The 21,929-nt window shown below is 53.9% G+C and carries 23 protein-coding genes; 14 read left to right on the top strand and 9 right to left on the bottom strand.

The window, feature by feature from the left end:
• The 9 genes from KP014_RS11215 to KP014_RS11255 all read left to right on the top strand — a co-directional run bounded on the left by KP014_RS11215 (window position 1) and on the right by KP014_RS11255 (window position 6,244).
• Entirely contained in the window at window positions 1–528 is a 528-nt protein-coding gene (locus KP014_RS11215; RefSeq protein ID WP_036596537.1) for a YqeG family HAD IIIA-type phosphatase, read from the top strand.
• On the top strand, window positions 525–1,652 hold the full coding sequence (yqeH, locus tag KP014_RS11220) for a ribosome biogenesis GTPase YqeH (RefSeq protein WP_036596534.1): 1,128 nt from the start codon (window positions 525–527) through the stop codon (window positions 1,650–1,652). Before KP014_RS11215 ends, yqeH begins: the two co-directional genes overlap by 4 nt.
• A 17-nt stretch (window positions 1,653–1,669) precedes the next feature.
• On the top strand, window positions 1,670–2,563 hold the full coding sequence (locus tag KP014_RS11225) for a shikimate dehydrogenase (protein ID WP_036596532.1): 894 nt from the start codon (window positions 1,670–1,672) through the stop codon (window positions 2,561–2,563).
• Window positions 2,564–2,616: 53 nt separating this feature from the next.
• Window positions 2,617–2,910 carry a ribosome assembly RNA-binding protein YhbY gene (gene yhbY / locus KP014_RS11230; RefSeq protein ID WP_036596546.1) on the top strand — a complete coding sequence of 98 codons (294 nt, stop codon included), beginning with the start codon at window positions 2,617–2,619 and terminating at the stop codon, window positions 2,908–2,910.
• A gap of 103 nt (window positions 2,911–3,013) precedes the next feature.
• Window positions 3,014–3,616, top strand: coding sequence for a nicotinate-nucleotide adenylyltransferase (locus KP014_RS11235; protein ID WP_036596530.1), 603 nt, complete (start codon window positions 3,014–3,016; stop codon window positions 3,614–3,616).
• Window positions 3,588–4,166 (top strand): bis(5'-nucleosyl)-tetraphosphatase (symmetrical) YqeK, encoded by a 579-nt coding sequence (gene yqeK / locus KP014_RS11240; protein WP_036596528.1) that lies wholly within the window; start codon window positions 3,588–3,590, stop codon window positions 4,164–4,166. Before KP014_RS11235 ends, yqeK begins: the two co-directional genes overlap by 29 nt.
• Complete coding sequence (rsfS, locus tag KP014_RS11245) at window positions 4,163–4,510, top strand: ribosome silencing factor (protein ID WP_036596526.1); 348 nt, start codon at window positions 4,163–4,165, stop codon at window positions 4,508–4,510. The genes yqeK and rsfS overlap by 4 nt, the downstream gene beginning before the upstream one ends.
• Window positions 4,507–5,445, top strand: coding sequence for a CvfB family protein (locus KP014_RS11250; protein ID WP_036596524.1), 939 nt, complete (start codon window positions 4,507–4,509; stop codon window positions 5,443–5,445). The genes rsfS and KP014_RS11250 overlap by 4 nt, the downstream gene beginning before the upstream one ends.
• Before the next feature lie 28 nt (window positions 5,446–5,473).
• Window positions 5,474–6,244: a class I SAM-dependent DNA methyltransferase gene (locus tag KP014_RS11255; protein WP_090834123.1), complete on the top strand. Its 771-nt coding sequence runs from the start codon at window positions 5,474–5,476 to the stop codon at window positions 6,242–6,244.
• 71 nt (window positions 6,245–6,315) lie between these two features.
• Here the strand turns inward: KP014_RS11255 and KP014_RS11260 are convergent, their stop codons facing one another.
• The 7 genes from KP014_RS11260 to KP014_RS11290 all read right to left on the bottom strand — a co-directional run bounded on the left by KP014_RS11260 (window position 6,316) and on the right by KP014_RS11290 (window position 13,944).
• The gene (locus tag KP014_RS11260; RefSeq protein WP_036596775.1) at window positions 6,316–6,474 is read right to left on the bottom strand and encodes a hypothetical protein; all 159 of its coding nucleotides are present in this window, start codon (window positions 6,472–6,474) and stop codon (window positions 6,316–6,318) included.
• Between the two features lie 176 nt (window positions 6,475–6,650).
• Window positions 6,651–7,598 (bottom strand): ArsR/SmtB family transcription factor, encoded by a 948-nt coding sequence (locus KP014_RS11265; protein WP_036596773.1) that lies wholly within the window; start codon window positions 7,596–7,598, stop codon window positions 6,651–6,653.
• A 176-nt stretch (window positions 7,599–7,774) separates the two neighbouring features.
• A complete protein-coding gene (locus KP014_RS11270; RefSeq protein ID WP_425517269.1) occupies window positions 7,775–9,208 on the bottom strand; it encodes a sugar porter family MFS transporter in 1,434 nt (477 codons plus the stop codon).
• Window positions 9,209–9,453: 245 nt separating this feature from the next.
• The gene (locus KP014_RS11275; protein ID WP_036589823.1) at window positions 9,454–10,785 is read right to left on the bottom strand and encodes an AraC family transcriptional regulator; all 1,332 of its coding nucleotides are present in this window, start codon (window positions 10,783–10,785) and stop codon (window positions 9,454–9,456) included.
• A complete protein-coding gene (locus tag KP014_RS11280) occupies window positions 10,760–12,220 on the bottom strand; it encodes a sensor histidine kinase (protein ID WP_036589821.1) in 1,461 nt (486 codons plus the stop codon). The genes KP014_RS11275 and KP014_RS11280 overlap by 26 nt, the downstream gene beginning before the upstream one ends.
• A complete protein-coding gene (locus tag KP014_RS11285; RefSeq protein WP_036589820.1) occupies window positions 12,217–13,209 on the bottom strand; it encodes a substrate-binding domain-containing protein in 993 nt (330 codons plus the stop codon). The genes KP014_RS11280 and KP014_RS11285 overlap by 4 nt, the downstream gene beginning before the upstream one ends.
• A gap of 210 nt (window positions 13,210–13,419) precedes the next feature.
• The gene (locus KP014_RS11290; RefSeq protein WP_036589819.1) at window positions 13,420–13,944 is read right to left on the bottom strand and encodes a hypothetical protein; all 525 of its coding nucleotides are present in this window, start codon (window positions 13,942–13,944) and stop codon (window positions 13,420–13,422) included.
• A 386-nt stretch (window positions 13,945–14,330) separates the two neighbouring features.
• On the opposite strand from KP014_RS11290, the gene KP014_RS11295 reads away from it, so the two are divergent.
• The 3 genes from KP014_RS11295 (at window position 14,331) to KP014_RS11305 (ending at window position 17,647) form a co-directional block, all read left to right on the top strand.
• Complete coding sequence (locus tag KP014_RS11295) at window positions 14,331–15,221, top strand: AraC family transcriptional regulator (RefSeq protein ID WP_036589825.1); 891 nt, start codon at window positions 14,331–14,333, stop codon at window positions 15,219–15,221.
• A gap of 73 nt (window positions 15,222–15,294) precedes the next feature.
• Entirely contained in the window at window positions 15,295–16,026 is a 732-nt protein-coding gene (locus tag KP014_RS11300; protein ID WP_036589817.1) for a ThuA domain-containing protein, read from the top strand.
• A 397-nt stretch (window positions 16,027–16,423) separates the two neighbouring features.
• Window positions 16,424–17,647, top strand: coding sequence for an aminotransferase class I/II-fold pyridoxal phosphate-dependent enzyme (locus tag KP014_RS11305; RefSeq protein WP_090834069.1), 1,224 nt, complete (start codon window positions 16,424–16,426; stop codon window positions 17,645–17,647).
• Window positions 17,648–17,786: 139 nt separating this feature from the next.
• Here the strand turns inward: KP014_RS11305 and KP014_RS11310 are convergent, their stop codons facing one another.
• Together KP014_RS11310 and KP014_RS11315 are read right to left on the bottom strand one after the other, a co-directional pair.
• Window positions 17,787–18,575 carry an ABC transporter permease subunit gene (locus KP014_RS11310; protein WP_246590701.1) on the bottom strand — a complete coding sequence of 263 codons (789 nt, stop codon included), beginning with the start codon at window positions 18,573–18,575 and terminating at the stop codon, window positions 17,787–17,789.
• 20 nt (window positions 18,576–18,595) lie between these two features.
• Window positions 18,596–19,483 carry an ABC transporter ATP-binding protein gene (locus KP014_RS11315; RefSeq protein ID WP_036605231.1) on the bottom strand — a complete coding sequence of 296 codons (888 nt, stop codon included), beginning with the start codon at window positions 19,481–19,483 and terminating at the stop codon, window positions 18,596–18,598.
• 166 nt (window positions 19,484–19,649) lie between these two features.
• On the opposite strand from KP014_RS11315, the gene KP014_RS11320 reads away from it, so the two are divergent.
• On the top strand, window positions 19,650–20,255 hold the full coding sequence (locus KP014_RS11320; protein ID WP_246590702.1) for a TetR/AcrR family transcriptional regulator: 606 nt from the start codon (window positions 19,650–19,652) through the stop codon (window positions 20,253–20,255).
• A gap of 111 nt (window positions 20,256–20,366) precedes the next feature.
• Window positions 20,367–21,743, top strand: a complete 1,377-nt coding sequence (fumC, locus tag KP014_RS11325; protein WP_036605232.1) for a class II fumarate hydratase — start codon at window positions 20,367–20,369, stop codon at window positions 21,741–21,743.
• The last annotated feature ends 186 nt before the right edge of the window (window positions 21,744–21,929 follow it).

A 21,929-nucleotide genomic window follows, 5' to 3' on the forward strand; every position in this document is an offset into this window, starting at 1 on the left:
ATGTTTGAAAGTCTTGTCCCCAAGCTGCGGGTAAATACGGTGTTCGATATTAATCTCGAAGATCTGTATTTGAAGGGCTATAGGGGCATTATTACCGATCTGGACAACACGCTGGTAGGCGCCAAGGCGCCTCTGGCTACGCCGGAGCTGGTGCTGTGGTTCGATAAGGTGAAGCAGCACGGCTTTAAACTGGTGATCGTGTCCAATAATAATATGAACCGGGTATCACGATTTGCGGCGCCGCTGAATATCGAATTTGTGCACGGAGCGCGCAAGCCGACCAATGCCCCTTTTCACAAGGCGATGAAGCTGATGAATCTGGAACCGGAGATGACGATCGTGGTCGGAGACCAGATGCTTACCGACGTATACGGAGGCAACCGGCTGGGTCTGTTTACTGTACTGGTGCTGCCGATCTCCCCTGAGGACGAGGGACTTGGCACCCGCATCAACCGCCGGATAGAGCAGATTGCGCTGACCAGATTGCGTAAACAAGGATTGTGGCATGAGGAGGAACAACAGGAATGAACGAACAGACTGAACGGCAGCGTCCCATAAGCTGCAGCGGCTGCGGCATTAAGCTGCAGACCGTGCACCGGGACCAGCCTGGATACATGCCGGAGGCGGCTTATGACCGTGACCCAGTCATTTGCCAACGGTGCTTCCGCATTAAGAATTATAACGAGGTCTCCTCGGTCTCCGTGGACCAGGACGAATTTCTGCGCCTGCTCTCCGGAATCGGGGAAAAGAACGCGCTTGTCGTCCACATTGTCGACCTTTTTGATCTTGAAGGCAGCCTTATCTCCGGACTTCAGCGGTTTGTCGGCAGCAATTCCGTCATTCTGGCCGTGAACAAATGCGATCTGCTGCCCAAGGTGACCAACTGGAACAAGCTGCGCAATTGGGTTCAGCAGCGCAGCAAAGAGCTTGGACTGAAAACTGCGGAAATCGTGCTTTGCAGTGCCAAGCGGGGACAGGGCTTCGACCGGCTGCTCGATTCGGTGTCTTCGCTTCGGGGCCGGCGCGATGTATATGTTGTAGGCGCAACCAACGTTGGCAAGTCGACGCTGATCAACCGTCTCATTTCGGATTATAGCGATCTGGAGCAGGAGCTGACGACATCCCGGTATCCCGGCACGACGCTGGACAGCGTCAAGATTCCGCTGGACGACGGCCATTACATCATCGACACACCGGGAATTGTCTATCCTTGGCGGTACAGCGAATTGGTTGAGCGTCAGGATCTGGACGCGGTCATGCCTGCAAAGCCGCTTAAGCCTGCGGTGTACCAGCTAAACTCGGGACAGACGCTCTTTTTCGGCGGCTTGGGCCGGTTCGACTTCGTGCAGGGCGAGCATCAGTCGTTCACCTGCTTCATCAGCGGCAGCCTCAAAATTCACCGCACCAAGCTGGAGCGTGCGGACGATCTGTACCGCGATCACCGCGGCGAAATGCTGTCCCCGCCTGCTGCCGGCGATGTGGATAAGCTTCCTGCCTGGCAGCGGCACGAATTCAGAATAGCCAGAGGAAGCCGCAGCGATGTATTCATCTCCGGCCTGGGCTGGATCAAATTGAACGGAACGGAAGGCGCGGTTGTGGCTGTCCATGTCCCCCGCGGCGTGAAGGTGCTGGTTCGCCCTTCGCTGATTTAGATAGAAGGAGGACAATCATGACAGCTACAACGGAAACCTGGTCTTTGGAGAGCGGAAGCATTCTTTTGGGGGTTATAGGATGCCCCATTTTGCAATCCAAATCGCCCGTGATGCATAACGCGGGTCTGAAGGCGCTTGGAATCCCGGGAGCTTATGTTCCCTTGCACGTAAACCCCGATAAAGTTGGAGAGACGATCCAGGCAATACGGACACTGAATTTTCGGGGCATCAACGTGACCATTCCGCATAAATTGGCAGTGATTGAGCATCTGGACAGAGTGGACCCTGCAGCGGAGGCCATTGGGGCGGTCAACACCATTGTTAACGACAACGGTATTTTAACCGGCTACAATACCGACGGAATCGGATATGTGCGCTCTCTGAAATCGGAAGCGGTCTCCGATCTTTCCGGACGCAGGATTATGGTTATCGGCGCAGGCGGCGCGGCAAGGGGCATAATCGACGCGCTGCTTCAGGATCATCCTGCGTCGGTTGTTATTGTAAACCGTGATGAGGAGAAGGCGAAGCTGCTTGCGGGAAGCTGGAGCAGCCGGGGCGATATCAAGGGTATTGGATTTGATCAGATCCGAAGTTACATCGGCGGTACGGATATTCTGATCAACACAACCTCGGTGGGAATGCATCCCCATGTAGATGAAATGCCCTTAGACCCGGATATCATCCCGGAAGGAATCGTGGTCAGCGATCTGATCTACAACCCGCTGCATACCCGTCTGCTGCTGGAAAGCCGCAAACGCCGGGGATGCATTATTCACGGCGGCGTAGGGATGTTCCTCTATCAAGGGGCTTACGCTCTCGAATACTGGACGGGAATGCCCGCTCCGATCGATGTGATGCGGGAGGCTCTGCTGGGTAGTCTCGGCGCCGATGAATCTTCAGGAAGCAAGTAGATTTTAGGATAATCGGGTAATAATAGTTGATAAATAAGGAGTATGCATACATGATGTTAACCGGCAAACAAAAGCGCTATCTTCGCTCGCTTGCCCATCACCTCGACCCTGTGTTTCAGGTTGGGAAGGGCGGCGTTAACGAGCATCTGATCCGCCATATTGAGGAGGCGATTGAAAAGCGCGAGCTGATGAAGGTCAGCGTGCTGAACAATTGCGCCGAGGATCCGAAGGAGATAGGCAGCGAGCTTGCGGAGCAGTCTGGCTCCGAGCTTGTTCAGGTCATAGGCAAGACGATCATTCTGTATAAGGAATCACGCGACAACAAGACGATTGAGCTGCCCAGATAAGATCCATATCCCGGAAACGGATGGGGCGAAGCCGCATCCATAAGTAAGCAGTCTGTAGACAAGGCCTCAGGCGAGAGAGGCAAATTTGCAAGGAGGTGGGAGTGTGAAGGTCGGCATTATGGGCGGCACCTTCGATCCCATTCATATCGGCCATCTGCTGGTTGCGGAGACGGCCAGGGATGCCTTCGGGCTGGAACAGGTATGGTTCATGCCTTCGCATATCCCGCCGCATAAACATGCGGCAGGAGCCTCGGGTGAGACGAGGCTGGCTCTGGTGAGCGAGGCGATCAGGAATAATGAATCTTTCCGTATCCTCGATTGGGAGATTGTACGCGGGGGCATTTCGTATACAATCGAAACGGTGCGGATGCTTAAGGAGCGTTACCCGTCCGAAGATTTTTATTTTATTATCGGGGCGGATATGGTGCAGTATTTGCCGAAATGGAAGGATATCGACGAACTGGTGCGGCGGCTTACCTTTATTGGTGTGGGACGGCCGGGCAATTCCCTTAATCTCGGGACGCTTCCGGTGAATATCGCCGATAAGGTGCTGCTGGCGGATATGCCGATGGTCGATATATCGTCTACGATGATTCGGGAACGGGCCGCATCTGGGAAGTCGATCCGGTACATGGTGCCTGAAGCGGTATACGACTACGTGCAAAGGAGTGAGTTGTATGGAGTTCAGCCGCGAAGCGCTAATTGAGTCGGTATCCTCGCAGATGCCGAAGAAGCGCTGGAAGCATACGCTGGGCGTAGTGGAATCGGCGGGAGAGCTTGCCCGAAAGTATGGCGGCGATCCGGAGCGCGCCGAGCTGGCAGCGATATTGCATGATGTGGCCAAATATTGGCCGGTCGAACGCCAGCGCGAAATTATAGAACAGAATCACCTCTCGCCTGAACTGCTGTCCTATGACAAGCAGCTGTGGCACGCGGAGGTGGGGGCCTTTGTGGCGGAAAAAGAGTACGGAATTACGGATTCGGGTGTGCTTGATGCCATCCGCTACCATACTTCAGGCCGGGTGGGCATGGCCCTGCTGGACAAAATCGTCTGTTTGGCTGATTACATTGAGCCGGGGCGCGATTTTCCAGGTGTCGACCGTATACGCAAACTTGCCGGTTCCAGTCTGGAAGAAGGACTTGTCGCCGGATTCGATTCTACGATCAGCCTGCTCCTGGAGAAACGGCGGATTGTATTCCCACTGACGGTAATGGCAAGAAACGATCTAGTAAGAATATTGGAGGAAAATGAATGACCATACAATCCAAAGAGCTTCTGCGGCTGACGCTTGAAGCAGTTGAAGATAAAAAAGCGATGAACGTCGTTGCCCTTGATTTGCGCGGCATTTCGTTGATTAGCGATTATTTCATTGTCTGTCACGGTAACTCCGATACCCAGGTGCAGGCTATCGCCACCGAGGTACGCAAGGTTGCGCAGGCAGCGGGGGCAGTCATCCGCGGTATAGAAGGAATGGACGCGGCGCGCTGGGTGCTGATGGATTTGGGTGATGTGGTCGTACACATCTTCCACCGGGACGAGCGCGAATATTACAATATCGAGCGTCTGTGGTCCGACGCGAAGGTTGTGGAACACGTATGAGCCTGATAGCCGGAAGCGTAGTAACGCTCGAAGTGGCGAGGGAGGTTTCCCCCTACGGTTATTTCTTGAGCGCGGGCGACCAGGATGTGCTGCTGCATTATACGGAGCTTACGGATAAGATTAAACCCGGGGACAAGGTTGAAGTGTTCCTGTTCTTCGATACGGAGGACCGCCTTGCGGCAACGATGAAGAAACCGTATCTCACGCTTGGCGAACTGGCCTTGCTGGAAGTGGCGGACGTTCATCCCCGGCTTGGCTGTTTTCTTGAAATGGGACTCGGGCGCCAGCTGCTTCTGCCAATCCGCGAACTGCCTGAACTGAAGGAGCTGCATCCGCAGGTAGGCGACCGCGTATTCGTCATTATGGAGCATGACAAGCAGGGACGGCTCCGGGCCAAGCTGGCGGGCGAACAGGAGCTTGCGCCGCTGACGTTCCCGGCCCCTTCCAGCTGGAAGGGCCAGTGGTTGAAGGCTCGGGTGTACAAGCCTCTCCAAATGGGTACTTTTGTCATTGTGGACGGAGGCGTGCTCGGCTTCGGTGCAATCGGCATGATCCATTCCTCCGAACGGCCGAGAATGCTTCGTTTGGGCGAGGAGTTTGAAGCCCGTGTAGCTGTCATTCGGGAGGATGGACGCATCAACTTGTCCATGGCCCAGCGCAAGGAAGTGGGACGGGACATGGATTCCGCCAAGATTCTGGAATTTCTGCAGAATCGTCCGGGCGGAGGAATGCCTTATTCGGACGCGACGCCGCCGGATATTATCAAGCAGCGGTTTGGGATCAGCAAAGCCGCGTTCAAGCGTGCCCTCGGTAAGCTGATGAAGGAAGGTCTTATCACCCAGAAGGAGAGCTGGACGTATCTGGCGCAGGGAGATAAGCCCGGTCAGGCTTCCGGCGAACAGAGCGGCGACAGCCGCGGAAACTCTGCCGATTAGGACGGCGATGGAAGGTGCGGTGTTGTCAGTGTCCTCCTATGGGAAATTTGCTTATGTCTATGACGAACTGATGGCGGATATGCCATATCCCCAGTGGCTCGCTTTTGCCGAAGCCGCGTGGGAGCGGCTGGGGAAGCCGAAGACCGTTGCCGAGCTTGGCTGCGGCACCGGCAGCCTCACCATTCCGCTGGCTGAGGCGGGATATCATATGACGGGAATTGACCTGTCTTCGGATATGCTTGCCGTGGCGCGTCAGAAGATGGAGGATCGTCCCCGGGGGCGGCGGTTTATGCGGGAAGGCAGCGTCCATTGGATCAGACAGGACATGAGGGAATGGGAGCTGCCGGAGCCGGTGGACTCCGTGATCTCATTTTGCGACAGTCTGAATTATATACTCGAAGAGAGCGACATTTCCGCTGTGTTCGAGCGTACCTGCAAGGGATTAAAGCCCGGGGGCAGCTTTCTCTTTGACGTTCACCATCCCCGCACTCTGATTCGTTACGAGGAGGAGCAGCCCTTCATTATGGATGATCTCTCGGTGTCTTACATCTGGACCTGCGATTTGGATGTGCCAAGGACTGAAATTGAGCATCATCTCTCAATTTTTGTCCGCGAAGAGGCGGAAAGCGATCGGTACCGCCGGTTCGAGGAGACGCATGTGCAGCGTGCTTACGATCCGCAGTGGATGGAGGAAGCGCTTCGGAGAGCCGGATTCCGCGAGGTGAAGGTGTATGCCGATTTTGAATGGAGACCGGCCCGGGAAGACACGCAGCGGCTGTTCTATGTGGCTGTAAAGTAGTGTCTGCAACAAAAAGGATATCCCTCGGACCGCGGTTGCAGCCTTCGGAATATCCTCTGTTCTCCTGCCCCTTACCGGTGCTCAATCAGGTCGATGGCGCCAAGTACAATATGCGCCAGACCGAAGCCGAGTACTCCTGTCGCAATCAGCTTATATCTGCTTCCAAGAAAGGCAGCTCCTGAAGCGGAAACGACGGTTCCAAGAATGGTGGGCATCAAACCTTCGCGCATTTGAAACACTCCTTCTCGTTGGTTTGGGAGACGAGGATTAGTGTGTGTCCGCAGCAAGGGAATTATGCGCAGCGGCAGCCTCCGGCAAATGACAGTTATAAGCATACAAACGCTCCAGAAGGACGGATATCCAGTCTTTCTGGAGCGTTTTGTCATGAATCTATCGTCTTTTTTGGTCACGGGCTGGCTGAAACCGTATGAATCTCTCCGGCCTCGCGGACATCGTACAGCATGCGGGCGAGAAGATCCTGGCTGTAATTGCCGAAATGCTTGCCGTATATCGTCAGCCCGCGCTTGTTGGCCGGCTTATCGGTAACGGCGATACGGAAGGTCAGCTCGCTTTTGTAATCCAGCTTTATTTTATCCAGAGTAACATCCGAAATGCGGGAGCCGTCGATAAAGCTTCCTTGATCGTTGATCCGGATCAGCTTCAGCATTCCGTACTGGTTCAAATGGGGAGGCCACCAATCAGGGCTGAACGTACCGCGTGTATCGCCGAAATCACCAGGGCTTGTCCAGAAGCCGAGCTTGACGCCGTTAAGATAAAAGTAAATATCCGAAGGATAATGATCAGAGCAGCCAGGCGCTTCCGACCCAAGCTCCAAGGAGAGCTGGATCTCACGGAAGCTCTGATTTGGCTTTAAATAATTCGGAATCCGGTATTCGAGAAACCCATCAGCCATCCAGATAATCTCCGACTTGATCCGCTGGGGATCGGCAAAATAGCGCGGCTCATCGAATTCTCCGATAATGCCATCCTTGGTTGCAAGACCGCAGGTTGGAACGGCCGCATAGTTACTGTAATGTCCGACCTGAATCTCCACCTCGTACAGATTGTCGATATCCTTGCTGCGGAGTTCGACCATCAGCCGGTCTTTGTTCAAATAACATACCTTCTGGATACCATGTTTGCCGACGGAAGTGTTAATTTCTATAAGACCGCTTTCTTCAAGTTTTTTAATATGCATCGTGATCGCGCCGTTGCTCAGCTTCAGCCGTTTGGCGATTTCATTCAGGTTCAGCTGCGGGTTGGAGGCAAGCATTTCTAGAATTTGTATTCGGATTTCGGAACTGAGCGCTTTAAAAATATCAATTCCGCTCATCAAGTCTTTGATATAGATCATGTTCAGCTATCTTCTCCCAGTGGCTTTGTGAATACAATATTTTAGATCATCATAAACTTATTTTGGTAAAAAAGAAAGCTGCGATAATCTGATGTGATGTCCAGTAACAAGCATACGAGCAAACAAAAAACGGGCCGAACCGGGATAATCCCTATTCGACCCGTTATGTGTATTGATTAATCCTGAAGAGAGGGCTTATAGCTCTCCTGTTTGTCGCCGTGTTTCTTCTCCCACATCGCTTCGATTTCTTCCAGGGATTTGCCTTTGGTCTCCGGAATGACTCCCCAAGTAAAGAGGAATGTAAACAGGGAAGTCGCGGCAAAAATCCAAAATGTTATGGCAGGTCCCGCGGAAGCAAGCAGCGGCGGGAAGGATTGGGAAACCGCGAAGTCGGCTCCCCAGAGAGCCATAGTGGCGACCGCTGTAGCAAGGCCGCGAATCCGGCTCGGGAATATCTCGGACAGGATTACCCAAACCACGGCCCCGAGTGAAATGGCGAAAGCAGCAACATAGACGAGAATACAGATCAGCACGATCGGCCCGTCTGTACGCCCGGTATGGAACGCAAAACCGATGATCGCCAGACTGAGGGTCATGAAGAACGAACCGGCCAGCAGCAGCACCTTACGGCCCAGCTTATCGACAAGCCAGAGGGACAGTGCGGTGAAGATCAGATTGACAAGTCCGACCATAATGGTCTGAGTAAGGGAACCGCTCGCTCCCGCGCCCGTCTGGCGGAAGATTTCCGGCGCGTAGTACATTACGGCGTTGATGCCCGTAATCTGTTGAAGCATAGCGATGATGATGCCTACGATCAGCACGGTGCGCAGGGCCGGCGTAAATCTCCGGCCGGAAGCGGCTTTGGCTTCCTCGTCCTGTGCGAAGCTCTGCTTGATATCAAGCACTTCTTTCTTGGCCAGCTCTTCTCCGTGAATCTTCAGCAGAATAGGCAGCGCCTCCGCAGCTCTTCCTTTCTTAATGAGCCATCTTGGGCTTTCCGGAACCAGGAACAGAAGAGTCAGGAACAGAAGTCCCGGCACGATGCCGGTTCCGAACATGATGCGCCAGCCCGTGGAAACGTCCCATGCGTCATTGCCCATGCTGGATACGCCGAAGGCCAGAAACGAGCCGAGAAAGATACCGCTAACCGTCGCCATCTGGTTCATGGCGACCAGCCGGCCGCGAAATTTGGCGGGGGCAATCTCCGCGTTATAAAGCGGGCAGAGCGTCGATGTAATCCCGATTCCAATGCCCTCAATCATGCGGGCTGTGATGAACATTCCCAGCGACGGCGAGAGGGCGGAAGCGAAAATTCCGGCGGTATACAGAACCGCAGCCGCGACTAGCACCTTTTTACGGCCGAACCGTTCACCCAACGAACCGGACACCGCGGCTCCGGCCATACAGCCGATGATCAGGCAGGATACCGTCCAGCCGAGCATAAAGTCGCCGAGCTCGAACCGGGCCCGCAATAACCCGTTAGCCCCCGACATTACCGCTGTATCGAATCCAAATAAGAAACCGCCCAGGGCCGCGACCATGGATACAAGCAGAACAAATTTTATACTGGTCTCCGACTCTTCGGCCGGATGTTGCAATAAAGTACTCAAATCATTTTCCCCTTTCCATCTGTGCGCTTACCAGCGGATACCGCCATCAAATCAGCGCAGCAGTTGTTTCTTCTTAGAATTATAACATCCCCTCTTAGCATAGAGAGGAGCTATCCTCTGCACGATTTTGTCCTCTTTTACGCATTTCTTTAAGATGGGGAGGGAATGGCGGTGGGGAATGTCGATACTAGTATTATATTGTCCTTCGGACACAAAAAAATCCACGCCTGACGGCATGGACTGTATTAATTAATCTGTTCACGATATTCGCTTGGAGTGACTCCGGTCACCTTTTTGAACACCCGGCTGAAGTAATTCGGGTCCTTGTATCCTGCGAGATAGGTGACTTCCTTAAGACTGAGATCCCCGGCTGCAATCAGTTCCTTGGCTTTGCCGATCCTGAGACTAGTCAGATAATCGATGAAGGTCTCCCCCGTTAACTGCTTAAAGATTTTGCTGAAGTAGAAGGGATTCAGATGCACGTGATCAGCGACTTCCTCCAGCGAGAGTTCCTCCGTAAATTTTAAGCCGATATACCGTTTCGCTTTATCCATCACGCTCATCGTCTGCTGTTCCCGTTCTTCCCGTATGCGCTCAAGTGCTGCGACCACATAGGAACGCTCGCCCGCCTGGTTGACTGCAGCCGGATTCCTGTCGGTAAAATCGAAGTCCTCCTTCTTCAAATCGCCAAAGTGGCAGATTTCGCCGTTTCGCGCGCCGAGAGTGGAGGCGAACACGGCTTCAAAGTAGGATTCATGAAGGCCTTCGGCCCCTTCACGGACCGTGCCGATCCCGATTGCTGCGGAAAGTCCGAAGTGCTGCTCCACGTGGGAGCGCAGCTTCTCTCCATACTGATGCACTTCATCGTTAAACTCCGTTTCGGGCATATCCGGCGGCATACGCAGGAATACGGCGACATGACGGTCAATGATCGAACTGGAAATCGAGCTGCCGAAGGTTCTCAGCAGACTGTGGATGACATTGTAAACTTTCTGTCTCCCGATATTCATTTCGTCATGGAATGCCACGACGAGCCCGAGTCCCCGGTCAAGCGGAAAATCAAGCCATTCGGAAAGCTGCCGGCTTTCTTCATCTGCGGCTTTGTTCATCATCAGCAGCAGGGCGAGCTCGTTCTCGGCAAGCGGCATTAGCTGGGACATCCGGTCGCGCATTTCCAGCTCTTCCTCGCGTCTCGCTTTTTCCTGATCCAACTCGTCCACCAGTCTATGCAGTAGGGACACCAGTTCCTCCCGCTTGGCGGGCTTTACGATATATTCTTCCACTCCGAGCGAAATGGCTTCCTTGGCATAGGCGAAATAGTCGTAGGCGGTCACCAGTACCAGCTTGGCGTCCGGCATCCGCGCTTTAATCTCCTTGAGAGCCTCCAGTCCCTGAATGCCGGGCATATTGACATCCATGAAAATAATATGGGGCCGGTGCTCCTCAGCAAGTCCGATCGCCGCTCTTCCGTTCTCGGCATGAATAATCTGGAATGTATCCGGCATCGCCCGACGGACAATCCACTCTAATCCCTCGCGCTCAAGCGCCTCGTCATCTGCTATCATCAGCCGATACACTGCTCATCCCGCTCCTTCCCTCCGGAATATTTAGTACTACGGTTGTTCCTTTCCCCGGTTCACTGGTGATTTGCACCAAATCTTTCCGCCCGTAGACCAGTTCCAGTCTTCTGAACACATTACGGGTGCCAAGACCGGTGGAGCGCGCCTGGATTGGCATCTCTGCCGCCGGAACTTGCGTGTGGTTCAGCAAGGACGCCCGTATATTCTCAGTCATCCCTATGCCGTTATCGTGTATAACAATCTTTGTAACCGCGGGCCCGCCGTATATGGAAAGGGAGATAACTGCTCCGCTCTCCATATGACCGATGCCATGTATGAATGCATTCTCGATTATAGGCTGTATTGTCAGGGAGGGAACCCTTACATTGAGCGCTTTTTCGTCGATATCGAGCTGGAATGACACCCGGTCACGGAACCGGGTCTGCTGCAGCCTGATGTATTCCTTTACATGCTCCAGCTCATTGCGCAAAGGCACTTGCCGATCCAGATTCTGCAGGTTGTAACGCATAAAGTTTGACATCGAGACAATCAGATCGCTGGTTTGTTCCGCCTCCTCCAGCAGAGCAAGCTTCGATAAAGCATTAAGCGTATTGTATAAAAAATGGGGATTGATCTGGCTCTGCAGCGCCTGCAGCTCCAGAGTCTTGACCAGCCGTTCCTTCTCGGCTATATCCCTGTCTTTTTCAATAGACTCTTTCAGACCGGCCAGCATCCCGGTAAAGGCGGCAGACAGAGCGGCGAGCTCGTCCTTGCCCCCGGCGGGAAGGGGAGGGTCCAGATTCCCCCTGGACACGGATTTCGCCGAGCGGACCAACGCGCTGACCGGTACCGTAATGCTGCGGGAAATCCAGACCGCAACCACCAGGCTGAGCGTCGTGCCTAGAGCGAAAACGGCGACGCCCAGCTTATAAAGCCGGGCATTTTCCGCCTGAATGTTCCGGAATACCGGACGATAATGATCCAATTCGCCTTCAACCAGCTGTTGTCCCTCGCTCCGGATAAAGGAGACGGTCTTTTCGGCTTCGAGATAATGCCCGAAGGCATCCGAAGATCTGCCGTTCTCCGCTGCGGCGAGCGTCTGCTGCTCAAGGGACAGCAACGTTCGAATCGTATTCCCGTACCCGATTAAAGATGAGGTCAGGGGCGGCGCGGCGCCTGTATCCATCAGGGTTGAATGAAGTCCCGACAGGTAAGTGAGCTTTTGGCCCGCCTGCGCCTTCGAGTCTTCCGCCGGGTGAAGCAGATATGCATACACCGCCTTGAGGCTGTCCTCGGACGCCCCGGTGGTCTCTTTGTATTTGAGAATCCGGCCCATAATCAGATCATAGCTATCCTGAACGATGGTTCCGCTTTGAAATAAAAAGTAAGTCACCAGATTCATCAGCAGAACGAGCAGGGGGATGAAGATCAGCAGTTTGCTGCGAATACTCATGGCGCCTCCTCCCCGGCAGGCTTTGCAATGCCGCTGTCTCCAACCAAACGGATAGTCGTATAGTTGACATCCGGCACGGATTTCCCCTGAAAATAATCATGGAGCAGTTTTACAACTGTGCCACCCATTTCCAGCGGCTGCTGGACAAGGGTTAGCTTAATTAGCCCTTTTTGCACGGCTTCCTTTGTTTCGGCCAAATCGTCGAAAGCGAACAGCAGCCGATTTGTCCTCAGCTGCCGCACCGCGTCCAGCGCACCGAGGCCGTCAAGGGCGCTGAATCCGACGACCGCTTTCAGGTCCGGATGAGCCGCAAGCAGGCTTCGGGTCTGCTCGGAGGCCTGGAGCCGCGATATATCGGATGTACGAACGTCGGCTATTTTCATTTCCGGGTAGTTCGCAATAATGCTGCGCAGGCCCTCTAGACGAAGACGCTGGCTGTCGGCCCGGGACGTTCCTATCAGTACGCCGACTGTTCCTTTGCCGTCCGCGGCTTCCGCCACCAGCCGGCCCATCTCTTCGCCTGCCGCAAAATTGTCGGATCCGACGTAGAACAGCCTGCGGCTTCCGGGCTCATCAGCATCGACGGTCACGACAGGGATGCCGAGCGCCTCCGCCCGGTCTATCAGCTCCTGAGAGCCGGCTCCGCCGGTTCCCTGCACAATGATGGCGCCGGGCCGCGAAGCGATTGCCTGCTCCAGTAGGGAGAGTTGTTCTTCCGGATTAATCCGTAAGGGTCCGGTATATTCGAAATCCATGCCGTACTTGTTGGCCGCTTCCCGCGCTCCTTTCTCAATGGACCGCCAGTAAGGGTTGTCGAGCTCCTGGGAAATAAGCACGATCTGGCGCGAGGGGACCGCTAGAGCCTGTCCGGGGAGCAGGATATCCACCTGATGCTGTAATCGGTTCGTAGAGAGAATAAACTGGACCAGGGTATAAAGAAATCCGCCTAATAATATCAGTAGGGCAATGCTCCATTTCCGGTTAAACATCCCAGTCTCCTTTAGTCAAATTATCATTCAATTCAGCCTGATCTCTATTATACCGGAGATCGTGCCGACTCCCAAATGATAATTATCGGCCCCGCCCAGTCAACCGGCTTCCGCCGTCAATAAGGGCGCAAACGCGAAAAGGCCTGCAGGGAGAACTCTTGGCCAGAGAGCTCTTCTGCGGGCCGCTGTTAGGCTTGAGGCATCACTTAGTTAAGGAATATACTGCTGAACGATAGCAGTCACTTTGCCGTCCTGAACCGTGATGTGATAAGGGAATTGGCTTAAATCCACCACATCCGTATTGTGGAATTTGTTCAGAAATGTATCCAGATCAACTGATTCATTCCATATGATATCCAGATCCCCGGGGGTTCCGGTATGGTCAAATATTTGCGTCTTGATGTCCACATCGTCAGCCAGAGGGTACTCGGTCAGCGTATCGCTGTCGTTCTCGATATAATAGCCGTCCGGCGCGCCGCCAATCTCTTGGGCGGCTTCCGGTTCCCGCTGCGCAAAGACACGGTCGGCGTCTTGTCCTTCATACCAATTAATCTCATCCGCCGTCAGAATCACCTTGTTGCCGTCAGGCTGCAGCGAATGAATATAGACGGTCAATTGCTGCTCCGGTCCGCTGCTCTGGGCAACCGCCCGGGTTAGGGCTGTGCTTGCCGTACTGATGAGGGAAAAGAACAGCAGCACAATGACAGGCATTACAAAAGTCTTTTTTAACAACATGATAAATCTCCCCCCTTGACTCTATAAAGCACAGTATAAAGCTATTTACCCTCTGGGTTGTTTCTCAAACGATTCTTTCACTACATTCAACGGATTAGACGAAAAAAGGTTGCAAGAGCACTGCGGTATCTTTTTTCGGCTTAAGGCGGGTGTTAACGGGTAAATGTGACCGCCGGCTGGAATACTTAATGTAACACGTTAGGAGCCCGGGTTGCCTTGCCTGCCGGATCAGCTTCAATATTAGCAGGCCGCTTCGCCGGCAAACCGCGTCCAAACCGGCCGGGAGAAGGATGCGCCCATCTTTGAAAAAAATCTTTGCCCTTTGCCGCCGCGCTGATTTATCATCAATATTAAAGCAGATTAAACGTAAAGGTACGGGAGACGGCATGAAACTTTATCTGGAGATTCCGGAGCTTGACAAGCATTTTCCGTTTCGCAGCTTTGTGAACAAGGGAGATCGGTTGTGCTACCCGCATTGGCATAAAGAAATAGAGATCATTTATGTGGTCAAAGGGAGTCTGGATCTCGGTGTCAACGATGTTCCGATCCATATGCGGCAGGGGGAAATCCAGTTTGTGGGGAGCGGGGACGTGCATTATTTTCTGGCTTCGCCTGATAGCGAGCGGGTGGTCATTCAGTTTGATTTGAGCTTTTTTCAGGAAGTCTCGTTTCCGGATGCCAAGGAGCATTCGCTCCGCGACGCCTTTGCTTCGATGGAGCAGTCCGGATGGAAGTGGCCCGAAGGGGTGGCAGATAAAATGCGGGGGCTGATCGAGAGCATCCACGAGGAAAATGTCCGGCGGGCGGAAGGGTACGCCTATCTGATCAAAGCCCGGCTGTTTGAAATGCTGACCTTGATTCTCCGCGAGGTTCCCAAAAGCGGGATGCATCAGCAGCCCAAAATTTCGGAGGAGTCGGCTACCAAATCCAAGGAAACACTGGAGAAGCTGGAGCGGATTTTCGCCTATGTCGAGGAGCACTACCGTGAGGCCATAACCCTGAAGGAAGTCGCGAAATATATGGGATTCAGCCCGTACTACTTTACCAAGCTATTCAAACGCAATACGGGCATGACTTTTGTGTCCTTCTTGAATGAATACCGGCTGAATAAGGCCAAATGGCTGCTGCTCAATGAGGATGCCCCGATTACGGCGGTCGCCGAAGCCTCGGGCTTTGGAAGCGTGAAGACGTTTCATCATTTTTTCAAGGAAGCAACCGGCGTTTCGCCGCTGAAATACCGGAGGACAATATACGGGAATAATTCAGCTAGAATGTAGGAGGAAAGCTCCTTCCCCGAGCTGTATGATAAGGAAGGCAAATGATTAACTAGGGGACAGGGGAGAGAACAGTATGGTTAAAGTAACCGTATGGAATGAATACCGCCATGAGCGGAACGACGACAAAATCGCTGCTGTATATCCGGAGGGCATTCACGGGCAAATCGCCAGCTTTCTGAAAGACGCGGGCTTGGACGTCCGGACGGCGACCCTGGATGAGCCGGAGCACGGGCTGACAGAGGAAGTGCTGAACAATACGGATGTCCTTGTCTGGTGGGGCCATATTGCCCATAAGGAAGTAAGCGATGAGATTGTGGACCGCGTTCATCAGCGCGTTCTTCAGGGTATGGGGCTTGTGGTGCTTCATTCCGGGCATATGTCGAAGATCTTCATGAAGCTGATGGGTACGAGCTGCGATCTGAAATGGCGTGAAGCCGGTGAGAAGGAACGTCTATGGGTCATGAATCCGAGCCATCCGATTGCGGAAGGCATCGGCGAATATATAGAGCTTGAGCATGAGGAGATGTACGGTACGCACTTTGATGTGCCTGCGCCAGACGAACTGATCTTTGTCGGCTGGTTTGAAGGCGGAAACGTCTTTCCGAGCGGCTCCACCTACCGGCGCGGGAACGGCAAAATCTTCTACTTCCAGCCGGGCCATGAGTCTTATCCGACTTATTACCACCCGGAAATTCAAAAGGTTATCGTCAACGGCGTGAACTGGTGCGAGCCGACAAAGCGCGCTTATCCGGTTTACGGCAGATCACAGGAACTGGAGACGATCAAACGGGAAGTGCTGCTATAAGGACAGCCGATTTGGAGAACAAAGGAGCCGGCCGGGGAAATTCCCTGGTTCGGCTCCTTTTTTGCTGCTCATATCCGCGTTAAGCTTCATTAATCGTTCCAGGGCGGTGCCGGAAGCGGGCGGACGGTGTTATACTTATATGAATCCATATAAGGCGAACTTGAAAAATGACATCTGGGTAAGGAGTAACGAAGGGGAAGTTTGGAACTGTAGGAGCGATAGCGATCGCCTTTGTCTCCGGATTTCATCCGCGAAGAGCGGCTAATATGAAGAAATCTGGGGACAACAGCGGCCGGAAGTCCAAACATTCCTCGTAGTTACGACTGATATCTGATGGGAAAATTTTAAGTTCATCTTATATAACATATATTTTTAAAAAACAGGCAGGTGTGTATCATTGACTCTTAAAGCTTCTAAAAATAGATGGCGCGCGGACAAGCTGTCGAGCCTCGGCTCCTCTATCTTCCAGGAGGTTGCCGGCTGGAAAGCCGAAGCGGCTGCGGGCGGCCTTGATCTTATCGACCTTGGCATCGGCAGTCCAGACCGCGGGCCGTCTTCTGAAATCCGGCGCGTACTCAGCGCGGCTGTCTTGAAGGAAGACAGCTACTCGTATCCGTCGTCCGAGGGCGGTCTTGCTTTCCGCAGCAAAGCCGCAGACTGGATGAACTACCGGTTCGGAGTAGAGGTCGATCCCGAGAAAGAGATACTGACGCTGATGGGCTCCCAGGACGGACTTGCACATTTGGCGCTGGCGGTCTGCAATCCCGGCGATGTGGCGATCGTGCCCGATCCCGGTTATCCGATTTATTCCGGAGCGCTGGCCATTGCCGGCGTTAAGCCTTGGCCGCTGCCGCTGAAGGCGGAGAACGGCTTTCTGCCGGATCTTAGCTCTATCCCCGAAGAGGTGTTGGAGCGAGCCGCATTTATTCTGCTGAATTTTCCCGGCAATCCGGTCTCTGTAAGGGCGGACTATGCGTTCTTTGAGCATCTGATCGGCTTTGCCCGGCGGTGGAACTTGCTTGTCGTGCATGATCTCGCATACTCCGAGATGGGCTTTGACGGTTACCGGCCGATCAGCATCCTGCAGGTGCCGGACGCGCGTGAGACGGCGGTCGAATTTCATTCCTTCTCCAAGAGCTTCAACATGGCCGGCTGCCGCATCGGCTTTCTGGCCGGGAACGCCGAAGCCGTAGGTGCCCTGCGAAGCCTTAAGGGCAACATCGACTACGGCGTCTTCGAGCCTGTGCAGGAGGCGGCTGTTGCCGCGCTGGAGCAGGCGATGGGCGCGGACGCAGGCGAAGGCGTCGGCCCGTTGTACGAGCGGCGGCGCGATGCCTTCATCGGCGCGCTACGCAGAGAAGGCTGGGACGTGCCGAAGCCCGCGGCGACGATGTTCGTGTGGGCGCCGCTTCCCGCCGCAGCCGCTGCGGGCGGCCTTGACTCGCGCCGCTTCGCCCGCGAGCTGCTGCTGGAGACGGGCGTCGCCGTCATCCCGGGCGACGCCTTCGGCGCGGAAGGACGGGGCTTCGTCCGCATCGCGCTCGTAGAGGAGGCGGAACGGCTCGCCGAAGCGGCCCGGCGGATCGGGCGGTTTCTCCGCGCCAAGGGATTGGCGGAGTAGAGCACGCACCCAGCCGCTCCCGGCGCAGCAGCCGGGAGCGGCTGTTCCCTCTCCGGGCGGGTCAAACTGGCAGTCTGCTGCCTGGGTTAGTATAAGCTTCCGCCCGGCATCGCAGCTCCGTCCACCGGCGCCGTCGCTCTTACAGAGGCAGATCGCGCCGCTTGAACAGAACGATGCCGAGGGCGAAAGCGAGCAGGCCGACGGCCAGCAGCACAAGGGAGATCTGGCCCCATTTCGCTTGCCCCGTAACAATTTCGCTGGGCCGGTACAGCGAGAAGAGCGTCAGAGCCTTCATCCAGCTCAGCTTGTCGCTGATTTTGGCGACTAGATCAATGGTGAAGAAGCCGAAGGCGATGGCGCCGGAGATGCCGAGCGCTCTCTTCTCGTCATTGGACAGGCAGGACACCAGAAAGGTCAGGCCGCCGATCGCGAAAAACAGCATGAAGGCGACAATGTTCAGATGCAAAAACCGTCCGCTGTTGAAAGGGAAGGAAGCGTCAAGGAACCAGGCGTCTCCTAAAAAGCCCGCCAGCGTCGTTACGCCCATGATTACGATAAGGGCCGTTACCAGCACAAGGGCCTGCGTCGCCGACACTTTGGCGCGGGTGGTCGGTGTGGACAGCAGATAGGCCATCGAGCCTTGATCCACCATGCCGGCCATCAGCCGGGTCGACATCTGGACGCAGACAATGGCCAGAATCAGCACCAGAATGAGACCGTAATATTCCCCCGAGACGAACGCTTCCGCGCTGGCGAATCCGCTGTTCAGGCCGAACGCGTTGTTCACGCCCTCCGGCATGGACTTTACAAGATCATTCAGCGCCTGCGTGTTTTTCGCAATGCCCGGATACAGCCAGAAGATCAGCAGGATGTAGAAGGCAGAGCCGAAAGAATAGTTCATGATGCCTTTGGCGTTCACTTTAATCATTTGTTTATATAATGGGAAATTCATGGCTGGCTTCCCTCCCGGTCGTAATAATCCATAAAAATATCCTCCAGGTTCTGGGTAAACACATCCATACTGCGGATACGGTACTTCGCCGCTTCTTCGATGAATGTATTATAGTTGCCTTGTATGGCGACCCGGACGCGGAAATCATCGTAATTCTCGATAGGCAGACCGGAGGTCCGGAACCGGAGCGCGTCCTCCTTGTTCTCGAAGACGACGTCGAACAGCTTCCGCTGCATGGACTGCAGCTCATGAATGTTCTTGACGGCAATGAGGCTTCCATCCTTGATAATGGCGGCCCGGTCGCAGGTTCGCTCGATTTCGGGAAAGCTGTGCGACGACATTAAGAAGGTTGTGCCAAGCGCCTTTTCTTCCAGCACCAATTCAATGAACACCTTTTGCATCAGCGGGTCCAGGCCTGAAGTGGGTTCATCCAGAATAATTACCTCCGGGCTGTGCATGAACGCGGCGACAAGGCCGACCTTTTGCTTCATCCCCTTGGACATTTTGCGGATCGGGGTGTTCGCGTCGAACTGCAGGCGCCGGATCAACTCATCGCGCTTTCCCTTGTCCTTCAAGCCCTGCATATCTGCCATAAAATTAAGAAAGGCAATTCCCGTCATCCCGTCAACGAAGGCGATTTCCCCCGGCAGATAGCCTACATGCTTTTGTACCGTTCCCTGCGCTTTCCACACATCAAGCCCGCATATGGCCGCATGTCCACGGTCGGGCTTCATAAAGCCCATAAGATGCCGGATGGTCGTCGACTTGCCGGCTCCGTTCGGTCCGAGAAAGCCGAACACCTCGCCCTTGTTTACCGAAAAGGTAATATCCCGAATACCCTTCCCGTTTGAAAATGTTTTGGTCAATCCTTGGACAGTAAGCATACTGCCACCTCCGGTGTGAAATAATGAAATATTTTGGTCAAATATTTCATGTGTTATAATAATCCCGATCAGGCTCAGCGTCAATATAATTATGAAATTATTTAAGTTATATATTTCATTAATTACACTTCTATATCATACAATGCCAGATAGGGTGGATTTTCAGATGAAAAAAATGAACGGTTTTGAGAAGAGAGCGGCGAAAATCAGGTACAAAATTATGAGGGCGACTCTAGAAATGCTGAAAACATGGGAGCCCAAGCGGATGCGGATTGCCGATATCGCCAAGGCGGCGGGCGTCTCGCAGGTAACGATCTACAACTATTTCGGCAGCAAAGAAGCGCTCATCGAGGAATCGCTCAAGGACTTTGTGGACCAGGCGATCGACGGCTTTGAAGAAGTTCTCAATCAGAAGCGCTCGATTAAAGAGATTGTGGAGTATACCATTATTCAGGAAAAAGAAACGTATGCCGCCATCCCCCCGTCTCTGATGAAGAAGATGATGCTTGAAGATCAGGAAATGTTCCGCTATATTCAGCAGCGATACGAGCAGGCAGTGCTGCCGCTGATGATCCGGATGCTGGAGGAGGGAAAGGCGAGGAATGAAATCTCGTCCAAGGTTTCCGTAAACTCCGTGCTCATATTTATGAATTTTTATATGCAGAATGCCGGAGAGATGCTGGAAATCGCCCAGAAGCAGGACAATAGAGATGCTTTTTTGGAGGAAATGGTGCATATATTCTTTTACGGCATCTGCGGGCGGGAAGAGTGAGGCGGTAACGGGGCGGATGTCTGTACTGCCGCCGTGGCCCGATGTAAAATAAAGACTTAAGCTTTCACAAGCAGCTTCAGACTAAATCCGGTAAAAAGGACGGAATGAAGAATGGAATTTCGCGTGGAGAAAGATACATTTGGCGAGCTGCGGGTCCCGGCGGACAAGTATTGGGGCGCACAGACCCAGCGCAGCCTGCAAAACTTCAAAATCGGCGGCGAGAAAATGCCCCTTGAAGTGATTTACGCTCTGGCGCACATCAAAAAAGCGGCGGCGAAGGTGAACGTGGAACTCGGCCTGCTGCCGAAAGCCAAGGCAGACGCCATTGTCCGCGCGGCGGATGAAATCATGCAGGGGACGTATGATGAGCATTTTCCGCTGGTCGTTTGGCAGACGGGAAGCGGAACTCAGACCAATATGAACGTAAATGAAGTGATATCCCGCAGAGGCGGCGAGCTTTTGCGGGATAACGGGTCTACGGCGGAGATCCATCCTAACGACGATGTGAACAAAGGCCAGAGCTCTAACGACACCTTTCCTTCAGCGATGCATATTGCGGCATATCTAGCGGTCCGGCAGCAGGTGCTTCCGGCGCTGGAGCAGCTCAAGATCACGCTGGAACAGAAAGCGGATGAGTACCGGTCCCTGATCAAAATCGGCCGCACGCATTTGCAGGATGCGACCCCGCTTACACTTGGGCAGGAAATAAGCGCATGGGCGGCGATGCTGGAAAAAGGAAAACGCTTTATTGAGGGCAGCGCCCAGTCCCTGCTTGAACTTGCTATCGGAGGGACGGCTGTTGGCACCGGCCTTAACGCCCATCCGGATTTCGGGGCCGGGGTTGCACGAGCAATCGGCGAGGAACTCTCCACCCCCTTTGTTCCGGCCGAGAATAAATTCCACGCCCTGACGAGCCATGACCAGCTTGTCCATGTTCATGGAGCGCTGAAGGCGCTGGCCGGCGACCTCATGAAGATTGCCAATGATGTTCGCTTTCTCGCAAGCGGCCCCCGCAGCGGCATCGGCGAGCTGCTGATCCCGGAGAATGAGCCGGGCAGCTCGATCATGCCGGGCAAAGTGAATCCGACGCAGAGCGAGGCGATGACGATGGTCGTCTGCCAGGTGCTGGGCAACGACGTCACGATTGGTGTCGCGGCCAGCCAGGGCAATTTTCAGCTTAATGTGTTTAAGCCGGTCATCATCCACAGCTTTTTGCAGTCCTGCCGCCTGCTGGCGGATGCCATGCTGTCGTTTGAGGAACATTGCGCCCGGGGCATCATGGCGAACGAACCGGTCATTCACCGCAATCTGCATAACTCCCTGATGCTGGTAACGGCCCTGAATCCGCATATCGGCTATGAAAAGGCGGCGCAAATTGCCAAGCTGGCCCATAAAGAAGGCCTTACGCTGAAGGAGGCCGCGCTGAAGCTGAAGCTGTTGACGGAAGAGGAATTTGACCGGTGGGTAAGACCGGAGAACATGGTATAAGTAGAAGACAGAGGAGGGGATCGATGGCGATCTTCCTCCGTCTTTTTTGTTTACTAAACAAAAGGAAAAGATGTGGTTATATTATGATGGGGTGTTACGGTTTTCGGAGCATATTTTCATATTATTAATTTAAATTCAAAAAATATATTGCAATGAAAGCGTTATCTTGTTAAGATGAAGTGTGAA

The sequence above is a fragment of the Paenibacillus sophorae genome, assembly GCF_018966525.1.
Classification (GTDB): domain Bacteria; phylum Bacillota; class Bacilli; order Paenibacillales; family Paenibacillaceae; genus Paenibacillus_AQ; species Paenibacillus_AQ sophorae.

What these genes read in the sequence shown, in the direction of transcription:
- KP014_RS11250 (WP_036596524.1), top strand. Translation starts at nt 4,507, where the DNA reads ATGAGCCTGATAGCCGGAAGCGTAGTAACGCTCGAAGTGGCGAGGGAG.
- yhbY (WP_036596546.1), top strand. Translation starts at nt 2,617, where the DNA reads ATGTTAACCGGCAAACAAAAGCGCTATCTTCGCTCGCTTGCCCATCAC.
- fumC (WP_036605232.1), top strand. Translation starts at nt 20,367, where the DNA reads ATGGAATTTCGCGTGGAGAAAGATACATTTGGCGAGCTGCGGGTCCCG.
- KP014_RS11225 (WP_036596532.1), top strand. Translation starts at nt 1,670, where the DNA reads ATGACAGCTACAACGGAAACCTGGTCTTTGGAGAGCGGAAGCATTCTT.
- KP014_RS11290 (WP_036589819.1), bottom strand. Translation starts at nt 13,944, where the DNA reads ATGTTGTTAAAAAAGACTTTTGTAATGCCTGTCATTGTGCTGCTGTTC.
- yqeK (WP_036596528.1), top strand. Translation starts at nt 3,588, where the DNA reads ATGGAGTTCAGCCGCGAAGCGCTAATTGAGTCGGTATCCTCGCAGATG.
- KP014_RS11285 (WP_036589820.1), bottom strand. Translation starts at nt 13,209, where the DNA reads ATGTTTAACCGGAAATGGAGCATTGCCCTACTGATATTATTAGGCGGA.
- rsfS (WP_036596526.1), top strand. Translation starts at nt 4,163, where the DNA reads ATGACCATACAATCCAAAGAGCTTCTGCGGCTGACGCTTGAAGCAGTT.
- KP014_RS11265 (WP_036596773.1), bottom strand. Translation starts at nt 7,598, where the DNA reads ATGATCTATATCAAAGACTTGATGAGCGGAATTGATATTTTTAAAGCG.
- KP014_RS11300 (WP_036589817.1), top strand. Translation starts at nt 15,295, where the DNA reads ATGGTTAAAGTAACCGTATGGAATGAATACCGCCATGAGCGGAACGAC.
- KP014_RS11260 (WP_036596775.1), bottom strand. Translation starts at nt 6,474, where the DNA reads ATGCGCGAAGGTTTGATGCCCACCATTCTTGGAACCGTCGTTTCCGCT.
- KP014_RS11280 (WP_036589821.1), bottom strand. Translation starts at nt 12,220, where the DNA reads ATGAGTATTCGCAGCAAACTGCTGATCTTCATCCCCCTGCTCGTTCTG.
- KP014_RS11215 (WP_036596537.1), top strand. Translation starts at nt 1, where the DNA reads ATGTTTGAAAGTCTTGTCCCCAAGCTGCGGGTAAATACGGTGTTCGAT.
- yqeH (WP_036596534.1), top strand. Translation starts at nt 525, where the DNA reads ATGAACGAACAGACTGAACGGCAGCGTCCCATAAGCTGCAGCGGCTGC.
- KP014_RS11315 (WP_036605231.1), bottom strand. Translation starts at nt 19,483, where the DNA reads ATGCTTACTGTCCAAGGATTGACCAAAACATTTTCAAACGGGAAGGGT.
- KP014_RS11320 (WP_246590702.1), top strand. Translation starts at nt 19,650, where the DNA reads ATGAAAAAAATGAACGGTTTTGAGAAGAGAGCGGCGAAAATCAGGTAC.
- KP014_RS11295 (WP_036589825.1), top strand. Translation starts at nt 14,331, where the DNA reads ATGAAACTTTATCTGGAGATTCCGGAGCTTGACAAGCATTTTCCGTTT.
- KP014_RS11310 (WP_246590701.1), bottom strand. Translation starts at nt 18,575, where the DNA reads ATGATTAAAGTGAACGCCAAAGGCATCATGAACTATTCTTTCGGCTCT.